The sequence below is a fragment of the Amycolatopsis sp. NPDC088138 genome, from assembly GCF_044741685.1.
In the GTDB taxonomy this organism is placed as follows: Bacteria; Actinomycetota; Actinomycetes; order Mycobacteriales; family Pseudonocardiaceae; genus Amycolatopsis.
In genome coordinates this window covers 430,468-447,094 of sequence record NZ_JBIUTB010000005.1, presented here as the reverse complement: position 1 = coordinate 447,094, position 16,627 = coordinate 430,468, and the positions used below count along the sequence as shown (strand labels likewise).

Here is a 16,627-nt window from a genome sequence, read left to right as displayed (position 1 = left end):
CATGCCGCTCCGTTTGCCCGGTAACGGGCCCCGGATCAGCGTCGACAACGACCGGTGCGAGCTCTACGGCATCTGCGCCATGGAGGCGCCGGACGTGTTCGACCTCGGCCAGGACGGCCGCCTGCGCTTCCGCACGCGGCTGCTGGACGAAACCACCATGGAACAGGCGAAGATGGCCGCTCGCTGCTGCCCGATGCAGGCGGTCGTGATGAGAGGGGACCTCGATGGCTGACGGCGACCGGATCGTCATCGTCGGTGCGGGTGTCGCAGGGTTGCGCGCCGCGGAACGACTGCGGGAACAGAACTTCGACGGCGAGATCGTCCTGATCGGCGACGAAGCCCGGCGCCCCTACCACCGGCCGATGGTCTCCAAGGCACTCGTGATGGGGACCGAACGGCCCAGCGACGTGGGCCTTTCGCACTACCTGCCGGACCTGGACGTGCACTGGCGCCTCGGCGCGCGGGTCACGCACCTCGACACCACCGAGCGGGTCGTGCACCTGCCCGGCGGTGAGTCCCTCTGGTACGACGGCCTGATCGCCGCGACCGGCGTCTACCCGCGGCACCTGCCCGGGTCGCCGCGGCACGACCCGCGCGTGCGGATCCTGCGCACGGTCGAGGACTCGATGGCGGTGCGGCGCTGCCTCAACGCCAGCAAGAAGCCGGCCGTCGTGATCGGCGCCGGCCTGATCGGCAACGAGTTCGCCGCGAGCATGCGGCACATCGGCCGGGACGTCACCCTCGTCGGCCACGCGAAGGCGCCGCTGCACCGCTTCGGCGACCGCGTCTCCAGCGGCGTCGTCGAGGCGCACCACGAGCACCGCGCGAAGCTGGCGATGAAGAGCGAAGTGCGGCACTGGATCAGCACGAAGGACACCGTCGGGCTGCACCTGACGAACAACCAGCTGCTGGTCGCCAGCGTCGTCGTGCTCGCCATCGGCAGTGTCCCGTCGGTCGACTGGATGCGCGGCTCCGGCCTCGACATCAGCGACGGCGTGCTGTGCGACTCGAAGCTGTTCGCCGAGGGCGCCTCCGACGTCGTCATCGCCGGGGACATCGCGCGCTGGCCGAACCTGCGCTTCGACGAGACCCCGCGGCGGATCGAGCACTGGATCAACGCCGTCGAGTCGGCCCGGCACGCGGCGGACAACCTGCTGATGGGCCAGTCGAGCGCCAAGCCGTTCACCCCGCTCCCCCGGGCGTGGTCGACGCTGTACGACACGCGGCTGCAGATGTGCGGCATGCCGTCGCTGGCCGAAGACACCGTGACGCTGGCCGACGGCATCACCGGCTTCATCCGCGACGGCCGGCTCGTCGGCATCTCCGCGTGGGACAAGCCGCGCGCGATGCTCGACTGGATGGCCGAGCTCGACCGGCGGCTGCCCGCACCGGAGTACGTGCCGGAGCCGGAGCCCGCTCCCGCCGCCGCTCCCGAGGTCCCGGTCGTCGAACCGTCGATCGCGGCGCTGGCGGCCGAGGTGCCGACGGAGTTCGAGAGCGGTTTCGACGCCCAGGCCTTCGAGCGCGAGTTCGAGAGCGAGTTCGCGAACAACATCCCGACCACCGCGTTCGCCGCGCAGTCCCTGCCGGTCGTGCCGGCGGGTGTCACGACGGCGTTCCCCGCGCAGTCCCCGCCGACCATGGCCATCCCGATGGGGAGGTAACGAAGACCGGGGCGAGGCTGCGCGCGGCGGCCCTCGTCCCTTGGCCGGCCACTACGTCCCCTCCGCGGCTGGGCGGCGTGGTGGCCGGCCCCCAACGTCCCCACTGCCCGCCTCGCGCCCGGACTCGGGCCGAGCGTCCGGCGGGCCAGGAGAGGGCCATCCCGAGGGAACCCGACACCCCTCGAGATGGCCTTCTTCCGGCTCGCCGGACGGGGGTCCGGGGTCGAGCGTCCCGGCGGGTGACCGCCGGGGCGGGTGGACCGTGGGGGCCTTCTCGCCGGAAGGGTATGCCGGTGGGAAGGCCGTCACGGAGATGGTGCGCTATCGGGGTTGCACCGGCCGAGGCCGGTTCGAGGGAACGGGAACCCTCGAACCGGCCTCAGCTGTGTCAGGGTCAGCTCAGGTTTTCGACGATGGTGACGTTGGCCGTGCCGCCGCCTTCGCACATCGTCTGCAGCCCGTAGCGGCCGCCGCGGCGCTTCAGCTCGTGGAGCAGGGTCGCGAACAGCTTGGTGCCGGACGCGCCGATCGGGTGACCGAGAGCGATCGCACCGCCGTTGACGTTGACCCGGGACGGGTCGGCGCCCGTCTCGTCGAGCCACGCCAGCACCACGCTCGCGAACGCCTCGTTCACCTCGAAAAGATCGATGTCACCGATCGTCAACCCGGTGCGACGCAGCGCGTGCGCGGTCGCCGGGATCGGGCCGGTGAGCATCCAGACCGGGTCCGCCGCGCGGACCGACAGGTGGTGGATGCGGGCGATCGGCGTCAGGCCGTGCTCCCGGACGAATTCGGCGGACGCGATCAGCGTCGCGCTCGCACCGTCGGAAATCTGGCTCGCCACCGCCGCCGTGATGCGGGATTCCGGGGACAGCGGCTTCAATCCCGCCATGCGTTCCAGGGAGGTGTTCCGGCGCGGTCCTTCGTCCTTGCCGAATTCTCCGTAGGGCGCTATTTCGTCGTCGAACAATCCGCCGTCGGACGCCGCCGCGGCGAGCTGGTGACTCCGCAGTGCGAATTCCTCCATCGCGACGCGGGAAATGTCCCAGTGCCCGGCGATCATGTCCGCGCTGCGGAACTGCGAAACCTCACTCGCGCCGAAGCGTTCCTGCCAGCCCTTCGATCCGGAGAACGGGTCCTCGAAGCCGTGTTCGCGCCCGGCGAGCATCGCCGCGCCGATCGGGATCGCGCTCATGTTCTGCACGCCGCCCGCCAGCACGAGGTCCGCCGTGCCGCTCAGCACCGCCTGCGCGGCGAAGTGCACGGCCTGCTGGCTCGACCCGCACTGCCGGTCGACCGTCACCCCCGGCACGTGCTGCGGGTAGCCGGCCGCGAGCCACGACGTCCGCGCGACGTTGCCCGCCTGCGGCCCGAGCGTGTCGACGCAGCCGAAGATGACGTCCTCCACCAGCTCCGGGTCGACGCCGGTCCGTTCGACGACCGCGCGGATCACGTGCGCGCCCAGGTCGGCCGGGTGGACCGTGCTCAGCGCTCCCCCGCGCTTGCCCACCGGCGTCCGGACCGCGTCCAGGACAAATGCTTCAGCCACGTCGTCTCCCCTCTTTCGATGAACGCTGTGCGATGCCGTCCAGCAGGATCCCGAGGTACTGCTCCGCGACGTCCTGCGCGGTGAGCGCGCCTTCGGGGTTGTACCAGCGCACGGCCACCCACACCGTGTCGCGGATGAACCGGTAGGTCAGCTCGACGTCGAGGCCTTCGCGGAAGACACCGTCCGCGACGCCGTCGGTGAGGATGCCGTTCCACAGCTTGCGGAACTCGGCGTTGCGGTCGTTGAGGTAGGCGAACCGCGGCAGCTGCATGAGGTGCTTGGCCTCGTTCTGGTAGATCGCGACCTGCGCCGGGCGCCGGTGGATCGAGTCGAACGACGCGACGACGACCGCTTCGAGCGTCTCACGCGGGCCCAGCCCCTGGGCGACGATCTCGGCGTAGGAGCCGAACAGCTCGTCGAGGAAGCCGGTGAGGATCTCGTCGGCCATCGACTCCTTGGAGTCGAAGTGGTGGTAGAGGCTGCCGGACAGGATGCCGGCGGCGTCGGCGATGTCCCGCACGGTCGTGGACACGTACCCGCGCTCGGCGAACAGCCGCGCGGCCAGGTCCAGCAGCTCCGCACGCCGGCTGTTCTTCTGGGGGCTCATCGGGGCACCTCACGCATGTTGCGAACTCACGGACACGACCTCGCCGGTGAGGTACGACGAGTACTCACTGGCGAGGAACACGATCACATTCGCCACTTCCCAGGGCTCCGCCGCCCTCCCCGAAACCTCGCGGGCGGTCAGCTCTTCGAGCAGCTCGTCGCTGGTCACCTTGGCCAGGAACGCGTGCATGGCGATGCTGGGCGCGACGGCGTTGACCCGGACGCCCAGCGGCGCGGCGTCGACGGCCGCGCACCGCGTCAGGGCCATCACGCCCGCCTTGGCCGCCGCGTAGTGCGCCTGCCCGCCCTGGGCCCGCCAGCCGAGCACGGACGCGTTGTTGACGATCGCGCCGCCGTCACCCTGTTCGGCGAACCGGCGCAGGGCCGCGCGGGTGGCGCGGAAGGTGCCGTTGAGGGTGACGTCGAGGACCCGCGTCCACTCCTCGTCGGTCATGTCCAGCAGGGACTTGGTGCCGCCGAGCCCGGCGTTGTTGACGACGACGTCGATCCGGCCGAAGCGCTCGACGCTGCCGTCGATGAGCGCCTGCACCTGCTCCTCCTGCGTGACGTCGCACGGGATCGCGTGGACGTCACCGAGGTCCGCGAGTTCCTTGGCCTTCTCGCCGAGGCGGCGTTCGTGCCAGTCGCTGACGACGACCTTCGCGCCCTCTTCGAGACAGCGCTTCGCCGTGGCGGAACCGATGCCGGTGCCGGCCGCGGCGGTCACGACGACCACCTTGTCCCGCACCAGGTTCGCGCCCGCCGGGTACTTCGGGACGGTGATCACGGACGGGCCTCCCGGGGCAGGCCGAGCACGCGCTCGGCGATGATGTTCCGCTGGATTTCGTTGGAGCCGCCGTAGATCGTGTCGGCGCGGGTGAACAGGTACAGCCGCTGCCAGTCGTCGAGGCCGTCCGGCGCGAGCATCCCGGCCGCGCCGCGGATCGCCATGGCCAGCTCGCCGAGGGTGCGGTGCCAGTTCGCCCAGACGAGTTTCGCGACCGACGCCGTGCCGGGGCCGGTGTCGCCGAGGGTGCGGATGGCGTGCGCGCGCATGACTTCCAGGCCCAGCCAGGCCCGGTCGACGCGTTCGGCGAGCACCGGGTCCTCGAGCGCGCCGGTGTTCTCGGCAAGCTCGGTCAACGCCGTCAGCTCGCGCCGGAAGCCGACCTGCTGGCCGAGGGTGGCGACACCGCGTTCGAAGGCCAGGGTGCCCATCGCGACGCGCCAGCCGTCACCCGGCTCCCCCACGGCCAGGTCGCGGTGCGTGCGGGCGCCGTCGAAGAAGACCTCGTTGAACTCCGCCGTCCCGGTCAGCTGGACGATCGGCCGGACGTCCACTCCGGACTGTCGCATCGGGACGAGCAGGTAGGACAGTCCCTTGTGGCGCTTCGAGCCGGGCTCGGTGCGGGCGACGACAAAACACCAGTCGGCGTGCTGCGCCAGCGACGTCCAGACCTTCTGGCCGGTGACCACCCACTCGTCACCGTCGAGCCGGGCCGACGTCGAGACGGCGGCGAGGTCGGAGCCCGCGCCGGGTTCGGAGTACCCCTGGCACCACAGTTCTTCGGCGGCGACGATCGGCGGCAGGAAGCGGCGTTGCTGCTCCGGGGTGCCGAACGCGATGAGCGTCGGGCCGAGCAGTTCCTGGCCGAAGTGCCCGACCTTGGCCGGGGCGTCGGAGAGCGCGTACTCCTCGTGGAAGATCACCTGCTGCTCGAGGGTCGCGCCGCGGCCGCCGTGCTCGACGGGCCAGCCGACGCAGTTCCAGCCGCCGGTCGCCAGCTCGCGTTCCCACGCCAGGCGCTCCTCGAACGCCTCGTGCTCGCGGCCGGGCCCGCCGCGCCCGCGCAGCTTCGCGAAGTCGCCGCGCAGGTGTTCGACCAGCCAGGTCCGTACCTCGGCACGGAAGTCCTGATCGGGCACCGCCACCTCCTCTGGCCAAAACCGGGGGTCCTGCGTAGGCTACCCTACCAAGCACTTGCTAGGGAGGCCGTGATGACGGAGACCGTCCCGGCGGCGCTCGACGCCGCGGCGGAGCGGTTCCCCGCACGTGAAGCACTGGTGGACGGCGATGTCCGGTTGACCTGGCCGGAGCTGCTGTCCAAGGTGCGGCAGTGCGCGAACTTCTACGCCGCCGCGGGGATCGGGCCGGGTGACCGCGTCGCGGTCTGCGCGCCCAACACGTGGCACTGGCCGGTCGCGGCGCTCGGCGCGCACTACGCGGGTGCGACGCTGGTGCCGATCAGCACCCGGTTCACCGCCCGGGAAACCACCGACATCCTGAGCCGCGCGAAGGTCTCGGCCCTGGCCATCACCGGCACGTTCCTCGACACGGACCGGCTAGCTTCGCTCGACGAGCGTCCACCCACGGTCCTGCGGATCCCCGTCGAAGGCTCGGAAGACCCGGTCGGCGGCGTCACCGAGTGGGACGCGCTCGACGCCTTCGACGACACCTTCACCAGCCCCGCGCGGCCGGACGACGTCAGTGACATCCTGTTCACGTCCGGTACGACCGGCCGCAGCAAGGGCGCGATGTCGTCGCACCGGCAGGCCCTGGGTGTCGCCGCCGCGTGGGCCGCGTGCGGCGAGCTGAGCGAGCAGGACCGCTACCTCGTGATCAACCCGTTCTTCCACAGCTTCGGGTACAAGGCCGGGATCCTGGCCGCCACCCTGCACGGCACGACACTCGTGCCGCAGCGCACCTTCGCCGTCGCCGAGACGCTGCGGCTGATCCAGGACGAGCGGATCTCCGTGCTGCCGGGCGCCCCGACCATCTTCCAGGTCCTGCTGGACGCGCCGGACCGGCCGTCGTACGACTTGTCGTCGCTGCGGCTGGCCGTCACCGGCGCGGCGACCGTGCCCGTCGCGCTCGTCGAACGGATGCAGGCGGAACTCGGCTTCGACCTGGTGCTCACCGCGTACGGGCTCACCGAGGCCGTCGTGGCCACGATGTCCCTGCGCACCGATCCGCCCGACCTGATCGCGCGGACCGTCGGCCGGCCCACCGCCGGGTTCGAGGTCCGGCTCGGCGAGCGTGACGAAGTCCTGCTGCGCGGCCCGAACGTGATGCTCGGGTACCTCGACGACCCGGCCGCGACCGCCGAGGCGATCGACCCCGACGGCTGGCTGCACACCGGCGACGTCGGCGTGCTCACCGAGTCCGGGCACCTGCGGATCGTCGACCGGATCAAGGACATGTACATCTGCGGCGGGTTCAACGTCTACCCGGCCGAGGTCGAGCAGGCGCTGGGCTGGCTGGACGGGGTGGCCGAGGCCGTCGTCGTCGGCGTGCCGGACCAGGTCTACGGCGAGGTCGGCAAGGCCTACGTCCGGCCGCGGCCGGGAGTCACTCTGTCCACTGAGGACGTCCTGAACCACTGCAAGGCCAACCTGGCGAACTACAAGCGGCCCCGGCACGTCGAGTTCCGGGACGAGCTGCCGCGCACGCCGTCGGGCAAGGTGCTCAAGCGAGTTCTGCGAGAGGAAGGGCATGACCGAACCGTCTGAGGTGACCTACGAGGTGCGCGGGCCGGTCGCGGTCGTCACCCTGAACCGGCCCGAGTACCGCAACGCGCAGAACTCGGCGATGACCTACGCGCTCGACGCCGCGTTCACGCGGGCCGTCGACGACGCCGAGGTGAAGGTGATCGTGCTGGCCGGGGCGGGTAAGCACTTCTCGGCCGGGCACGACATCGGCTCGCCGGGCCGTGACGCGGACGTCTCGTTCGAGCGCAAGGCGGTGATGTGGTGGGACCACGTCGACGCGGCGGGCGGTGACCAGCGGTTCGCCCGGGAGTCCGAGGTGTACCTCGGGATGTGCCGCCGCTGGCGGGAGATCCCGAAGCCGACGATCGCTTCGGTGCAAGGCGCGTGCATCGCCGGGGCGCTGATGCTCGCCTGGGTGTGCGACCTGATCGTCGCGTCCGACGACGCGTTCTTCGCCGATCCCGTGGTGCGCATGGGGATTCCCGGTGTCGAGTACTTCGCGCACCCGTGGGTGCTCGGGCCTCGGCGGGCCAAGGAGGTCCTGTTCACCGGCGAGCGCTTCACCGCCCAGCAGGCCCTGGACTGGGGCATGCTCAACCGGGTCGTCCCGCGCGCCGACCTCGAAACCGAGACGATGGCGCTCGCGGATAAGATCGCCGAGATGCCGCGGTTCGGGCTGGCGCTGGCCAAGAAGGCCGTGAACCAGGCCGAGGACCAGATGGGCCTGCGGTCCGGAATGGACAGTGTGTTCGGGTTGCACCACTTCGCGCACGCGCACAACGCCGAGACCTCCGGCGACTCCCTGGCCGGCCTGAACGCCCGGTCCATGCGGGATCGCTGATGGACCTCGACCTCTCCCCCTCCGTCGAAGCGTTCCGCGACGAAGCCCGGGCCTGGCTGGCCGCGCACGTCCCCGCCGAGCCGCTCCCCTCGTTCGACACGCCGGAAGGGTTCGCCGCCCACCGCGAGTGGGAGGCCGGGCTGGCCGACGCGCGCTGGTCGGTCGTCTCGTGGCCGGCCGAGTACGGCGGCCGCGACGCGAGCCTCCTGGAATGGGTGCTGTTCGAGGAGGAGTACTACGCGGCCGGCGCGCCGCTGCGGGTCAACCAGAACGGCATCTTCATGCTTGCGCCGACGCTGTTCTCCCACGGCACCGACGAGCAGCTGGCCCGGATCCTGCCGAAGATGGCCCGCTCCGAAGAGGTCTGGGCGCAGGCGTGGTCCGAGCCGGAGGCGGGCAGCGACATCGCCGCGCTGCGCAGCACGGCGTCCCGAGTGGACGGTGGCTGGGTCCTCAACGGACAGAAGACCTGGAGTTCCCGGGCGGCCTACGCCGACCGCGCGTTCGGCCTGTTCCGCAGCGACCCCGACGCCGAGCGCCACCGCGGCCTGACCTACCTGATGGCCGACCTGCGCGCGGAGGGTGTCACCGTGCGCCCGATCCCGCAGCTGGACGGCGAGCCGGGGTTCGCCGAGATCTTCTTCGACGACGTCTTCGTGCCGGACGCCGACGTCATCGGCGAGCCCGGCGCGGGCTGGAAGGTCGCGATGACCACGGCCAACAACGAGCGTGGCCTGTCGCTGCGCAGCCCCGGCCGGTTCCTCGCGGCCGCCGACCGCTTGACGGCGCTGTGGTCTTCGTCCGGGCGGCCGGAGGCAACGGCGGATCGCGTCGCCGACGCGTGGATCGGCGCCCGCGCCTACCAGCTCTACACCTTCGGCACGGTCACCAAGCTCGCCGAGGGCGGGCAGCTCGGGCCGGAGTCGAGTGTCAACAAGCTGTTCTGGTCGCACCTGGACGTCGAGCTGCACGAGACGGCGCTCGACCTGCTGGGCCCGGACGCCGAGCTGCACGGCCGCTGGAGCGACGGCTGGCTGTTCTCGCTGGCCGGGCCGATCTACGGCGGCACCGACCAGATCCAGCGCACGATCGTCGCCGAACGCCTGCTCGGCCTGCCGCGGGAGGATCGATGAGGTTCGGGTTGACCGGCGAGCAGACGGCGTTCGCCGCGTCGCTGCACGACCTGCTGTCCACCACGGACGAGTGGCCGAAGCTCGCCGAGCTGGGCGTCACGGCGCTCGGCATCCCGGAGAAGCACGACGGCCTCGGCGCGTCGCCGGTCGACCTCGTGGTCGCGTTCGAGGCGCTGGGCCACCACGGTGTCTCCGGCCCCTGGACCGACACGGTGGCGGTGCTGCCCGCGCTGCTCGACGACCCGGTGCTCGCCTCGGTGGCCTCCGGCGAGACCCGGGCGTCGGTGGTCTTCGCCCCGCACGTCCCCTACGCCCTCGACGCGGACACCGCGGACCTGCGCGTCCTGCTGGACGGCGCGCGCCTCAAGACCTTCACACCCGGCCGTGCACTGTCCTCTGTGGACCCGTCCCGACGGCTGTTCGAGGTTGTCCCCGGTGACGACCTCGGCCCGGCCCTGGACCCGGCGCGCGCGTTCGACCTCGGCGTCCTGGCGACGGCGGCGCAGCTGCTCGGGGCCGGGAACTGGCTGCTCGCGACGTCGGTCGGCTACGCCGGTCAACGGCGGCAGTACGGCCGCGAGATCGGGAAGTACCAGGCGGTCAAGCACCTCCTCGCCGACGTCGTCACGGCTCTGGAGCTGGCGCGGCCTCTGCTGTACGGCGCGGCCGTGACCCTCGCGCCGGAGGACGTCTCGGCGGCGAAGGTGGCCTGCGGCGACGCGGCACTGCTCGCGGCCCGCACCGGACTGCAGGTGCACGGCGCGATCGGCTACACCGCCGAGCACCCGCTCGGCCGCCGGCTGCTGCGAGTGCGTGCCCTGACCACGGCCTGGGGCACGGCCGCGGTGCACCGGCGTCGGGTGCTGGCGGCGGTCGGATGACGCCGGAACAGGACGAACTCCGCGCCACCGTCCGGAAGCTGCTGGAGCGGGAGGCTGCGCCGTGGCCGGCCCTCGTCGACATCGGCGTGCCCGCACTCGCGATCCCCGAGGAGCACGGCGGCCTCGGCGCCGGGCTCACCGAACTCCGGATCGTCGCGGAAGAACTCGGCCGGGTGCTCTCGGACGTCCCGTTCCTCGGCTCGGCCGTCGCCACCCAGGCGGTGCTCGCGACCGGTGACGAGCAGCTGCTGCCCCGGCTCGCCGAGGGTGCCGTCGCGGCGCTGGCATGGACCGGTGAGGACGGCCGCTGGGAGGCCGCCGCGTGCCGAGGTGATTTGTCGACTGTGGACGGACGAGCGCACTACGTCCTGGACGGCGACACCGCTTCGATCCTCCTGGTGGCCGCGGGAGACGGACTGTACGAAGTGGACCCCGCCGACGCCGTCCGCGAGCACGTCCCTTCGCTGGACGAGACCCGGCGATTCGCCACGGTGACATTCGACCACGCCCCCGCCCGGCGGCTGGGTCCCCTGTCTCCAGGCCCGCTGCGGGATTTCGCCTGCCTCCTCCTCGCCGCCGAACAGACCGGCGCGGCGGCCCGAGCACTCGAGCTGACCGTCGAATACACCAAGCAGCGCCACCAGTTCGGGCGGCCGATCGGGAGCTTCCAGGCGCTCAAGCACCGCATGGCCGACCTGCACGTCCTGGTCGAGACGGCCCGCTCGGCGGCCTACGCGGACCTGCCCGCGGTCGCCAAGGTGCACTGCTCCGAGGTGCTCTCGGAGGTGGCGGCGGAGATGATCCAGCTGCACGGCGGCATCGCGATCACCTGGGAACACCCGGCGCACCGCTACTTCAAACGCGCGCACTCGGCAGCCCTGCTGTTCGGCGCGCCACACCACCACCTACCACACATCCGCCCGAGCTAAGCCCCTCCAATCACGAGTGATGCCTCCCCGATCACGCGAGATGCCCGTCACATCACACGAGATGCCCAGGTTCCGCTATACCAGGCCGCCGGGTAGGGCTGGCCCCCCGAAGTACCCACCGGCGCGCAGGCTTCCGGACGGTAGCGTGCGCGCGAAGACTCGGGGACGTGACCACAGACAACCTCGTGCACACCGGCAGCGACTTCGCCCGGCTGAGCCACCGCATCTCCGCCGCCGGCCTGATGAGGCGCCGTCCCGGCTACTACACGGCCCGGATCGCCGTCGTGACCACGCTGTTCGCCGCCGGCTGGGTCGCCTTCGCCTTCCTCGGGAACTCGTGGTGGCAGCTGGCCATCGCCGCGTTCCAGGCCGTGATGTTCGGCCAGATCGCCCTGCTCTCCCACGACCTCGCGCACAAGCAGGTGTTCCGGCGGCGGCGGCCGACCGAGATCGCCGGGATGATCGCGGGCAACCTCGGTGTCGGCATGAGCTACGGCTGGTGGATGGACAAGCACACCCGCCACCACGCGAACCCGAACCACGAGGAGCTGGACCCGGACGTCGACCCGGACATCCTCGTGTGGTCGAAGGACCAGGCCCGCGCGGCCCGCGGCGTGCCCGCGTTCATCGGGCGCCACCAGGCGTTCCTGTTCTTCCCGCTGCTCACCATCGAAGGGCTGAACCTGCACTGGTCCGGCATCCGCGCGGTGCGCAAGCCGGGCCTGCGCCGCCGCGGTGTCGAAGCCGCGCTGCTCGCCACGCACTTCGTCGTCTACTTCAGCGCGTTGCTCACGGTGCTCTCGCCGGGCATGGCTTTGCTGTTCTTCGCGGTCCACCAAGGACTGTGGGGTGTCTACATGGGATCGATCTTCGCGCCCAACCACAAGGGCATGCCGACGCTGACCGGGCGCCCGGAGCTCGACTTCCTGCGCAAGCAGGTGCTGACCTCCCGCAACGTCCGCGGCGGCGCGGTCGTCGACGTCGCCCTCGGCGGCCTCAACTACCAGATCGAGCACCACCTGTTCCCGAGCATGCCGTCGCGGCACCTGCGGCAGGCGCAGCCGATCGTCCAGGGCTACTGCGCCGAGCTGGGCATCCCGTACCTGCAGACGAGCCTGGTCGAGTCCTACCGGCAGGCGCTCACCCACCTGCATGAAGCTGGGGCGCCTCTCAGGAACCGTTCGTAGACTCGGGGTCATGAGGAAGACGATCGCGGCTCTGCGAGACCTGCCGGCGGCCTTCGGCGCGAAGGCCGCCGGTGCCCGTGCCGAGCGGGTCCGCCGGTCGCCGCAGTTCGACGGCAAGGTGTTCCGCAACGTGGCGCCGCGGCACCCGATGACCGCGGCGTCGATGAGCACCATCTTCCGCGAGATGTTCTTCGGCACCGACCGTGAGCTGCGCAAACCCGCCGGCACGATCCCGCTGGTCCAGGGCGCGCCGGTCGAGGCGGGCACCGGCCTGCACCTGACCTGGTACGGCCACGCCTCGACGCTGGTCGAGCTGGACGGCGCCCGCGTGCTGCTCGACCCGGTGTGGAGCGACCGGGTCTCCCCCGCGACGTTCGCCGGCCCGCGGCGGCTGCACGAGCCGCCGGTGCCGTTGTCCGGGGTCGGCCGGGTCGACGCCGTCGTCATCTCGCACGACCACTACGACCACCTGGACCTGGCGACGATCCGCTCGCTGGTGACGTCGACCGACGCCCCGTTCCTGGTGCCGCTGGGGGTCGGCGCGCACCTCGAGCGCTGGCACGTCCCGGCCGACCGGATCATCGAGCTGGACTGGCACGAGGACGCGACCGTGGCCGGTGTCCGGTTCGTCTCGACGCCGGCCCAGCACTTCTCCGGCCGTGGCATCACGAACGACGACACGCTCTGGACGTCGTGGGCCCTGATCGGCCCGGAGCACCGGGTCTTCTACACCGGCGACACGGGCTACTTCGACGGCTTCGCGAGCATCGGCGCCGAGCACGGCCCCTTCGACGTCGCCCTGGTCCAGATCGGCGCGTACGCCCCGCAGTGGCCGGACATCCACATGACGCCGGAGGAAGGGGTCGCGGCCGGCATCGACGTCCGGGCGAAGCTGCTGGTCCCGGTCCACTGGGCGACGTTCTCGCTGGCGATGCACCCGTGGGGCGAGCCGGCCGACCGGGTCTGGCGCGAGGCGAAGGCCGCGGACATCCCGCTGTCGGTCCCCCGCCCGGGCGAGCGGATCGACGTCACCGAGCCGCCGCCGGTCGACGGCTGGTGGCAGGCCCTGTGAAGCTGAAGCTGGACCTCCACGACATCTACAACCGCGGCGGCGAGATCGACAAGGCCCTGCAGGGGATCATCAACGAGGCCGTCGCCAAGAAGGCCCCGCTCGTCGAGATCATTCCCGGCAAGGGTTCCGGTCAGCTGAAGAAGCACGTGCTGCGGTTCCTCGAGCGCAAGGACATCAAGGCGCTCTACCACCGGATCGAGAAGGACAAGGACAACTTCGGCCGGGTGTTCGTGCACTTCCGCTGGAAGTGACTCAGAACCGGCTGTCGTGGCGGGCTTCGGCCCAGGCGCGGTCCCACGCCGCCGCGCGGAGCCGGTCCAGGACGAGCCGGCCGAGGCCGTAGAGCGCGGCCAAGCCACCGGTGACGCCGACCCAGAGCAGGATCGCCGCGAACACGCCGTCGGCGGCGGAGGTGGACGCCGACAGCGGCTCGGTCGTCAGCTCGCCGCGCTGGTCCAGCCACACCGGGACGTGCGTGCCCTTCGGGCTGCCGGAGTCGGCGAGGACGTCGCCGGTGTGCCGGGTGCCGCGGGCGTCGAACCAGGCCGCGGGGACGGTGGTCTGGTCCGCCGGGGCGCCGGCGCCGTCGGTGCTGTAGGTCTGGGTGGGGGCCGCGGCGAGCGCGATCGCCGTCGCCGGGTGCCGGGTGGCGCTCTCCCGCTCGGCGCGGGCGGTCTGCGCGGCGTAGGTGTCGGAGCCGAACGCGGCGGCGAACGGGAGGGCCAGCAGCGCCCCCGCGATCATCAGCCCCAGCAGCGCGGCTTCGACGCGGTCGCCGAAGCGGGCGAGCGGGTTGCGGCCGGGGAACAACCGGCGCCGGAACCGGGCGATCCGACCTCGCATGCGCGGCACACTCCTCCCCGGGAAACAGACTCTGCGTTTCCAGTGTGCGCGTGCGGTGTCGGCTTTCTCTCGTGAATGGGACGCGGCCCACCTGTGAACCGGTGCACAACCACCCGGTCGAGCTAACTGGCCGCGATCGCCGACAACAGTGCGTGAGCGATTTCCGGCCCGTGGACGTCGGTGTGCCCGTGCACGAACCGGTCGGCCAGCAGGTTGTGCGGCACGCCCGGATGCCATGAATAGCTGCCGCCGACCGGCAGCAGCTCGCCCGGCACGGCTTCGGCCGTCGCCTGGGCGCCGTCGCGGCCGATGGCGCCGTAACCCAGCCCGGTGATGCGTGACGCGATCTCGAAGGCGACCCCGGCGACCAGGTCGTACGCCGTGTGCGTCACGAGGATCGGGCCGGTCACGACGTGCTCGTCGAGCACCCCGCGGAACACCCCGTGCTCGGCGAAGGCGTGGTGCGACAACGTCGCCTGCAGCAGGGTGAGCGTGCGCACCGTCCCGGCCGGCCGCGACGCCGCGGCCGAGGTGACCAGACGGCCGCCGAAACCGTGCCCGACGAGGTGAACGCGCAGGCCGGGCCGGGCGAGGGCGGCGAGCAGCGGCGCCAGGCCCTGCTCCCCCACCACGCCCGCCCGTGCCTTCATCTCGTAGTACGTCAGGTAGTCGAGCAGCTCCCGCGCGGCTTCGACGAACCCGGACGCCGGTTTCGCGAGCCGGTCCAGCACGGTGCCGCCGGGCAGGGTCAGCACCTCCGTCGACGCGTCCTCGCGGTCCTGCGCGGCGGGGGCGGCCACCGACAGCAGCGCGGCGGCGAACGCGGTCCGCGCGGTCGAGCGGGCCGCGAGCGCCGGGACGAGCTCGGCCGCCGCGTCGATGGTCCGCTCGTGCTCGGGCGCCAGCGCTCGCAGCAGGTCGAGCCGTTCCGCCAGACCGGCGGACTCGGCGAACTTCCGCGACGGCCACAGCACGCAGGCGAAGGCGAGCCGCCTGCCGGACACCGCGCGCAGCGAGGCCGCGAGCGCCGCGTGGAGCTGCCGCGCGGCGGCGTGGTCGTCGCCCCAGCCGTGGCTCAGCACGACGAGATCGGTGGTCGCGCTGTCGGCGGCGAGCTCACGCAGGGCCGCGCCCCGGTCCCCGGTGAGCCGGCCCGCGCGGTCGAACCCGACCTCCGCGGCCGGGAAACCGGACAGCTGCACGGGCTCCTCCTCGAGCGGCGGGGACCCTGTGAAGTCGCCTTCACGACGGCCGTTGTTACCGCTCGGTCCGGCCGGGCGGGTTAAGCTGACAACTGTCCGGTTACTACGAGGGAAGGCTGGTGGCGTCGTGGCCACTCGGGAACGCCGGTCGGACGCGGTCGCGAACCGCGACCGGATCGTCGAGGCCGCGCGGGCCGAGCTGAGCGAGTCCAACGGCGCGGCCGCCGACCTGAAGCTGCACCGGGTCGCCAAGGCCGCGGACGTCGGGCAGGGCACGCTCTACCGGCACTTCCCGACCCGCGAACACCTGCTGGCGGAGGTCTACCAGTACGAGCTGACGCAGCTCGTCGACGCCGTGGCCCCGCTGCTGGCCGAGCACCCGCCGCTCGAGGCCCTGACCGCCTGGCTGGCGCGGCTGGTCGAGTACGCCCGGGTCAAACGCGGTGTCATGGCGGCGATCGAGGCCTCGGCGTGGCAGGACCTCTACGCGGACCACCACCACCGGCTCGACCAGGCACTCGAGCTGCTGCTCGACCGCGGGAAGGCCGCCGGCGAGATCCGCGCCGAGGTCGACGCCGCGGACGTCATCCTGCTCCTCGGCGCGTTGTCGCGGGTGCCCGAAGCGGAGTGGGACGCGCGGGTGCCCAAGATCGTGACGGTGATCGTCGACGGTCTCCGCGGGCGGTGAAGCCGGCTCAGAGCCAGTCGTCCGGGCGGGGCCACGGCATCAGCGCCGCCAGGGCGTCCCGGGCCGGCTCGGTGACCGAGTACCGGCCGCGGTGGAACAGCAACGGCCGCGCGTCCGACGGTGCGCCCAGTGCCGTGACCCGGCCGATCACGACGTAGTGGTCGCCGGCCTCGTGCACGGCTTCCAGCTCGCAGTCGATCCAGGTCAGGGCACCCTCGAGCAGCGGCGCCCCGGACGGCGCGGGGGTCCAGCCGAAGCGGGCGAACTTGTCCTCGCCGCGGGCACCGAACACCGCGCTGACCTCCTGCTGGTCCTCGGCCAGCACGTTCACCGCGAACCGGCCCGCCGCGGCGAGCACCGGCCAGGTGCGCGAGGTCCGCGACGGGCAGAACAGCACCAGCGGCGGGTCGAGCGACAGCGCCGCGAACGACTGGCAGGCGAACCCGGCGAGCGTGTCGCCGTCGCGACCGGTGACGACGGTGACGCCCGTGCAGAAGTGGCCGAGCACGCCGCGGAACGCCGTCTGGTCGACGGCCATCGCCG

The 16,627-nt window shown here is 71.9% G+C and carries 18 protein-coding genes; 11 read left to right on the top strand and 7 right to left on the bottom strand.

Translation table 11 applies throughout. From position 1 onward, the window contains the following. Position 1 precedes the first annotated feature (1 nt). Positions 2–232: a ferredoxin gene (locus ACIOD2_RS28615; protein ID WP_400544468.1), complete on the top strand. Its 231-nt coding sequence runs from the start codon at positions 2–4 to the stop codon at positions 230–232. Then, positions 225–1,664, top strand: coding sequence for an NAD(P)/FAD-dependent oxidoreductase (locus ACIOD2_RS28610; RefSeq protein WP_400544465.1), 1,440 nt, complete (start codon positions 225–227; stop codon positions 1,662–1,664). Before ACIOD2_RS28615 ends, ACIOD2_RS28610 begins: the two co-directional genes overlap by 8 nt. 394 nt (positions 1,665–2,058) lie before the next feature. On the opposite strand, the gene ACIOD2_RS28605 is transcribed toward ACIOD2_RS28610, so the two are convergent. From ACIOD2_RS28605 to ACIOD2_RS28590, 4 genes are read right to left on the bottom strand one after another with little or no spacing between them, the layout of a single operon-like run. Further along, positions 2,059–3,213, bottom strand: coding sequence for an acetyl-CoA C-acetyltransferase (locus ACIOD2_RS28605; protein ID WP_400544462.1), 1,155 nt, complete (start codon positions 3,211–3,213; stop codon positions 2,059–2,061). Further along, positions 3,206–3,820 carry a TetR/AcrR family transcriptional regulator gene (locus tag ACIOD2_RS28600; protein WP_400544459.1) on the bottom strand — a complete coding sequence of 205 codons (615 nt, stop codon included), beginning with the start codon at positions 3,818–3,820 and terminating at the stop codon, positions 3,206–3,208. Before ACIOD2_RS28600 ends, ACIOD2_RS28605 begins: the two co-directional genes overlap by 8 nt. 9 nt (positions 3,821–3,829) lie before the next feature. Then, positions 3,830–4,606 (bottom strand): SDR family oxidoreductase, encoded by a 777-nt coding sequence (locus tag ACIOD2_RS28595; RefSeq protein WP_400544456.1) that lies wholly within the window; start codon positions 4,604–4,606, stop codon positions 3,830–3,832. After that, positions 4,603–5,745, bottom strand: a complete 1,143-nt coding sequence (locus ACIOD2_RS28590) for an acyl-CoA dehydrogenase family protein (protein ID WP_400544453.1) — start codon at positions 5,743–5,745, stop codon at positions 4,603–4,605. Before ACIOD2_RS28590 ends, ACIOD2_RS28595 begins: the two co-directional genes overlap by 4 nt. A gap of 72 nt (positions 5,746–5,817) precedes the next feature. Here ACIOD2_RS28590 and ACIOD2_RS28585 point away from each other — a divergent pair, with 72 nt between their 5' ends. The 8 genes from ACIOD2_RS28585 (at position 5,818) to ACIOD2_RS28550 (ending at position 13,602) form a co-directional block, all read left to right on the top strand. Then, a complete protein-coding gene (locus ACIOD2_RS28585; RefSeq protein WP_400544450.1) occupies positions 5,818–7,329 on the top strand; it encodes a FadD3 family acyl-CoA ligase in 1,512 nt (503 codons plus the stop codon). Next, positions 7,313–8,149, top strand: coding sequence for an enoyl-CoA hydratase (locus tag ACIOD2_RS28580; protein ID WP_400544447.1), 837 nt, complete (start codon positions 7,313–7,315; stop codon positions 8,147–8,149). Before ACIOD2_RS28585 ends, ACIOD2_RS28580 begins: the two co-directional genes overlap by 17 nt. After that, entirely contained in the window at positions 8,149–9,282 is a 1,134-nt protein-coding gene (locus ACIOD2_RS28575) for an acyl-CoA dehydrogenase family protein (RefSeq protein ID WP_400544444.1), read from the top strand. Before ACIOD2_RS28580 ends, ACIOD2_RS28575 begins: the two co-directional genes overlap by 1 nt. Further along, positions 9,279–10,163: an acyl-CoA dehydrogenase family protein gene (locus tag ACIOD2_RS28570; RefSeq protein WP_400544441.1), complete on the top strand. Its 885-nt coding sequence runs from the start codon at positions 9,279–9,281 to the stop codon at positions 10,161–10,163. Before ACIOD2_RS28575 ends, ACIOD2_RS28570 begins: the two co-directional genes overlap by 4 nt. Then, the gene (locus ACIOD2_RS28565) at positions 10,160–11,092 is read left to right on the top strand and encodes an acyl-CoA dehydrogenase family protein (RefSeq protein ID WP_400544438.1); all 933 of its coding nucleotides are present in this window, start codon (positions 10,160–10,162) and stop codon (positions 11,090–11,092) included. The genes ACIOD2_RS28570 and ACIOD2_RS28565 overlap by 4 nt, the downstream gene beginning before the upstream one ends. A gap of 167 nt (positions 11,093–11,259) precedes the next feature. Continuing rightward, complete coding sequence (locus ACIOD2_RS28560; RefSeq protein ID WP_400544435.1) at positions 11,260–12,279, top strand: fatty acid desaturase family protein; 1,020 nt, start codon at positions 11,260–11,262, stop codon at positions 12,277–12,279. A gap of 10 nt (positions 12,280–12,289) precedes the next feature. Continuing rightward, complete coding sequence (locus ACIOD2_RS28555) at positions 12,290–13,351, top strand: MBL fold metallo-hydrolase (RefSeq protein ID WP_400544432.1); 1,062 nt, start codon at positions 12,290–12,292, stop codon at positions 13,349–13,351. Next, on the top strand, positions 13,348–13,602 hold the full coding sequence (locus ACIOD2_RS28550; RefSeq protein ID WP_392762062.1) for a Smr/MutS family protein: 255 nt from the start codon (positions 13,348–13,350) through the stop codon (positions 13,600–13,602). Before ACIOD2_RS28555 ends, ACIOD2_RS28550 begins: the two co-directional genes overlap by 4 nt. Position 13,603: 1 nt before the next feature. Here ACIOD2_RS28550 and ACIOD2_RS28545 read toward each other — a convergent pair whose 3' ends face one another. Continuing rightward, a complete protein-coding gene (locus tag ACIOD2_RS28545; protein ID WP_400544429.1) occupies positions 13,604–14,194 on the bottom strand; it encodes a hypothetical protein in 591 nt (196 codons plus the stop codon). Between the two features lie 122 nt (positions 14,195–14,316). Beyond that, positions 14,317–15,396, bottom strand: coding sequence for a hypothetical protein (locus tag ACIOD2_RS28540; protein ID WP_400544426.1), 1,080 nt, complete (start codon positions 15,394–15,396; stop codon positions 14,317–14,319). 127 nt (positions 15,397–15,523) lie between these two features. Here ACIOD2_RS28540 and ACIOD2_RS28535 point away from each other — a divergent pair, with 127 nt between their 5' ends. Beyond that, positions 15,524–16,084 carry a TetR/AcrR family transcriptional regulator gene (locus tag ACIOD2_RS28535; protein WP_400544424.1) on the top strand — a complete coding sequence of 187 codons (561 nt, stop codon included), beginning with the start codon at positions 15,524–15,526 and terminating at the stop codon, positions 16,082–16,084. Positions 16,085–16,091: 7 nt separating this feature from the next. Here ACIOD2_RS28535 and hsaB read toward each other — a convergent pair whose 3' ends face one another. Continuing rightward, positions 16,092–16,622: a 3-hydroxy-9,10-secoandrosta-1,3,5(10)-triene-9,17-dione monooxygenase reductase subunit gene (gene hsaB / locus ACIOD2_RS28530; protein WP_400544422.1), complete on the bottom strand. Its 531-nt coding sequence runs from the start codon at positions 16,620–16,622 to the stop codon at positions 16,092–16,094. Between the last annotated feature and the right edge of the window lie 5 nt (positions 16,623–16,627).

Bases quoted from the DNA above. Each gene is read 5' to 3' on its own strand.
- ACIOD2_RS28575 (WP_400544444.1), top strand. From the start codon at position 8,149: ATGGACCTCGACCTCTCCCCCTCCGTCGAAGCGTTCCGCGACGAAGCC.
- ACIOD2_RS28570 (WP_400544441.1), top strand. From the start codon at position 9,279: ATGAGGTTCGGGTTGACCGGCGAGCAGACGGCGTTCGCCGCGTCGCTG.
- ACIOD2_RS28555 (WP_400544432.1), top strand. From the start codon at position 12,290: ATGAGGAAGACGATCGCGGCTCTGCGAGACCTGCCGGCGGCCTTCGGC.
- ACIOD2_RS28600 (WP_400544459.1), bottom strand. From the start codon at position 3,820: ATGAGCCCCCAGAAGAACAGCCGGCGTGCGGAGCTGCTGGACCTGGCC.
- ACIOD2_RS28580 (WP_400544447.1), top strand. From the start codon at position 7,313: ATGACCGAACCGTCTGAGGTGACCTACGAGGTGCGCGGGCCGGTCGCG.
- ACIOD2_RS28585 (WP_400544450.1), top strand. From the start codon at position 5,818: ATGACGGAGACCGTCCCGGCGGCGCTCGACGCCGCGGCGGAGCGGTTC.
- hsaB (WP_400544422.1), bottom strand. From the start codon at position 16,622: ATGGCCGTCGACCAGACGGCGTTCCGCGGCGTGCTCGGCCACTTCTGC.
- ACIOD2_RS28615 (WP_400544468.1), top strand. From the start codon at position 2: ATGCCGCTCCGTTTGCCCGGTAACGGGCCCCGGATCAGCGTCGACAAC.
- ACIOD2_RS28545 (WP_400544429.1), bottom strand. From the start codon at position 14,194: ATGCGAGGTCGGATCGCCCGGTTCCGGCGCCGGTTGTTCCCCGGCCGC.
- ACIOD2_RS28610 (WP_400544465.1), top strand. From the start codon at position 225: ATGGCTGACGGCGACCGGATCGTCATCGTCGGTGCGGGTGTCGCAGGG.
- ACIOD2_RS28565 (WP_400544438.1), top strand. From the start codon at position 10,160: ATGACGCCGGAACAGGACGAACTCCGCGCCACCGTCCGGAAGCTGCTG.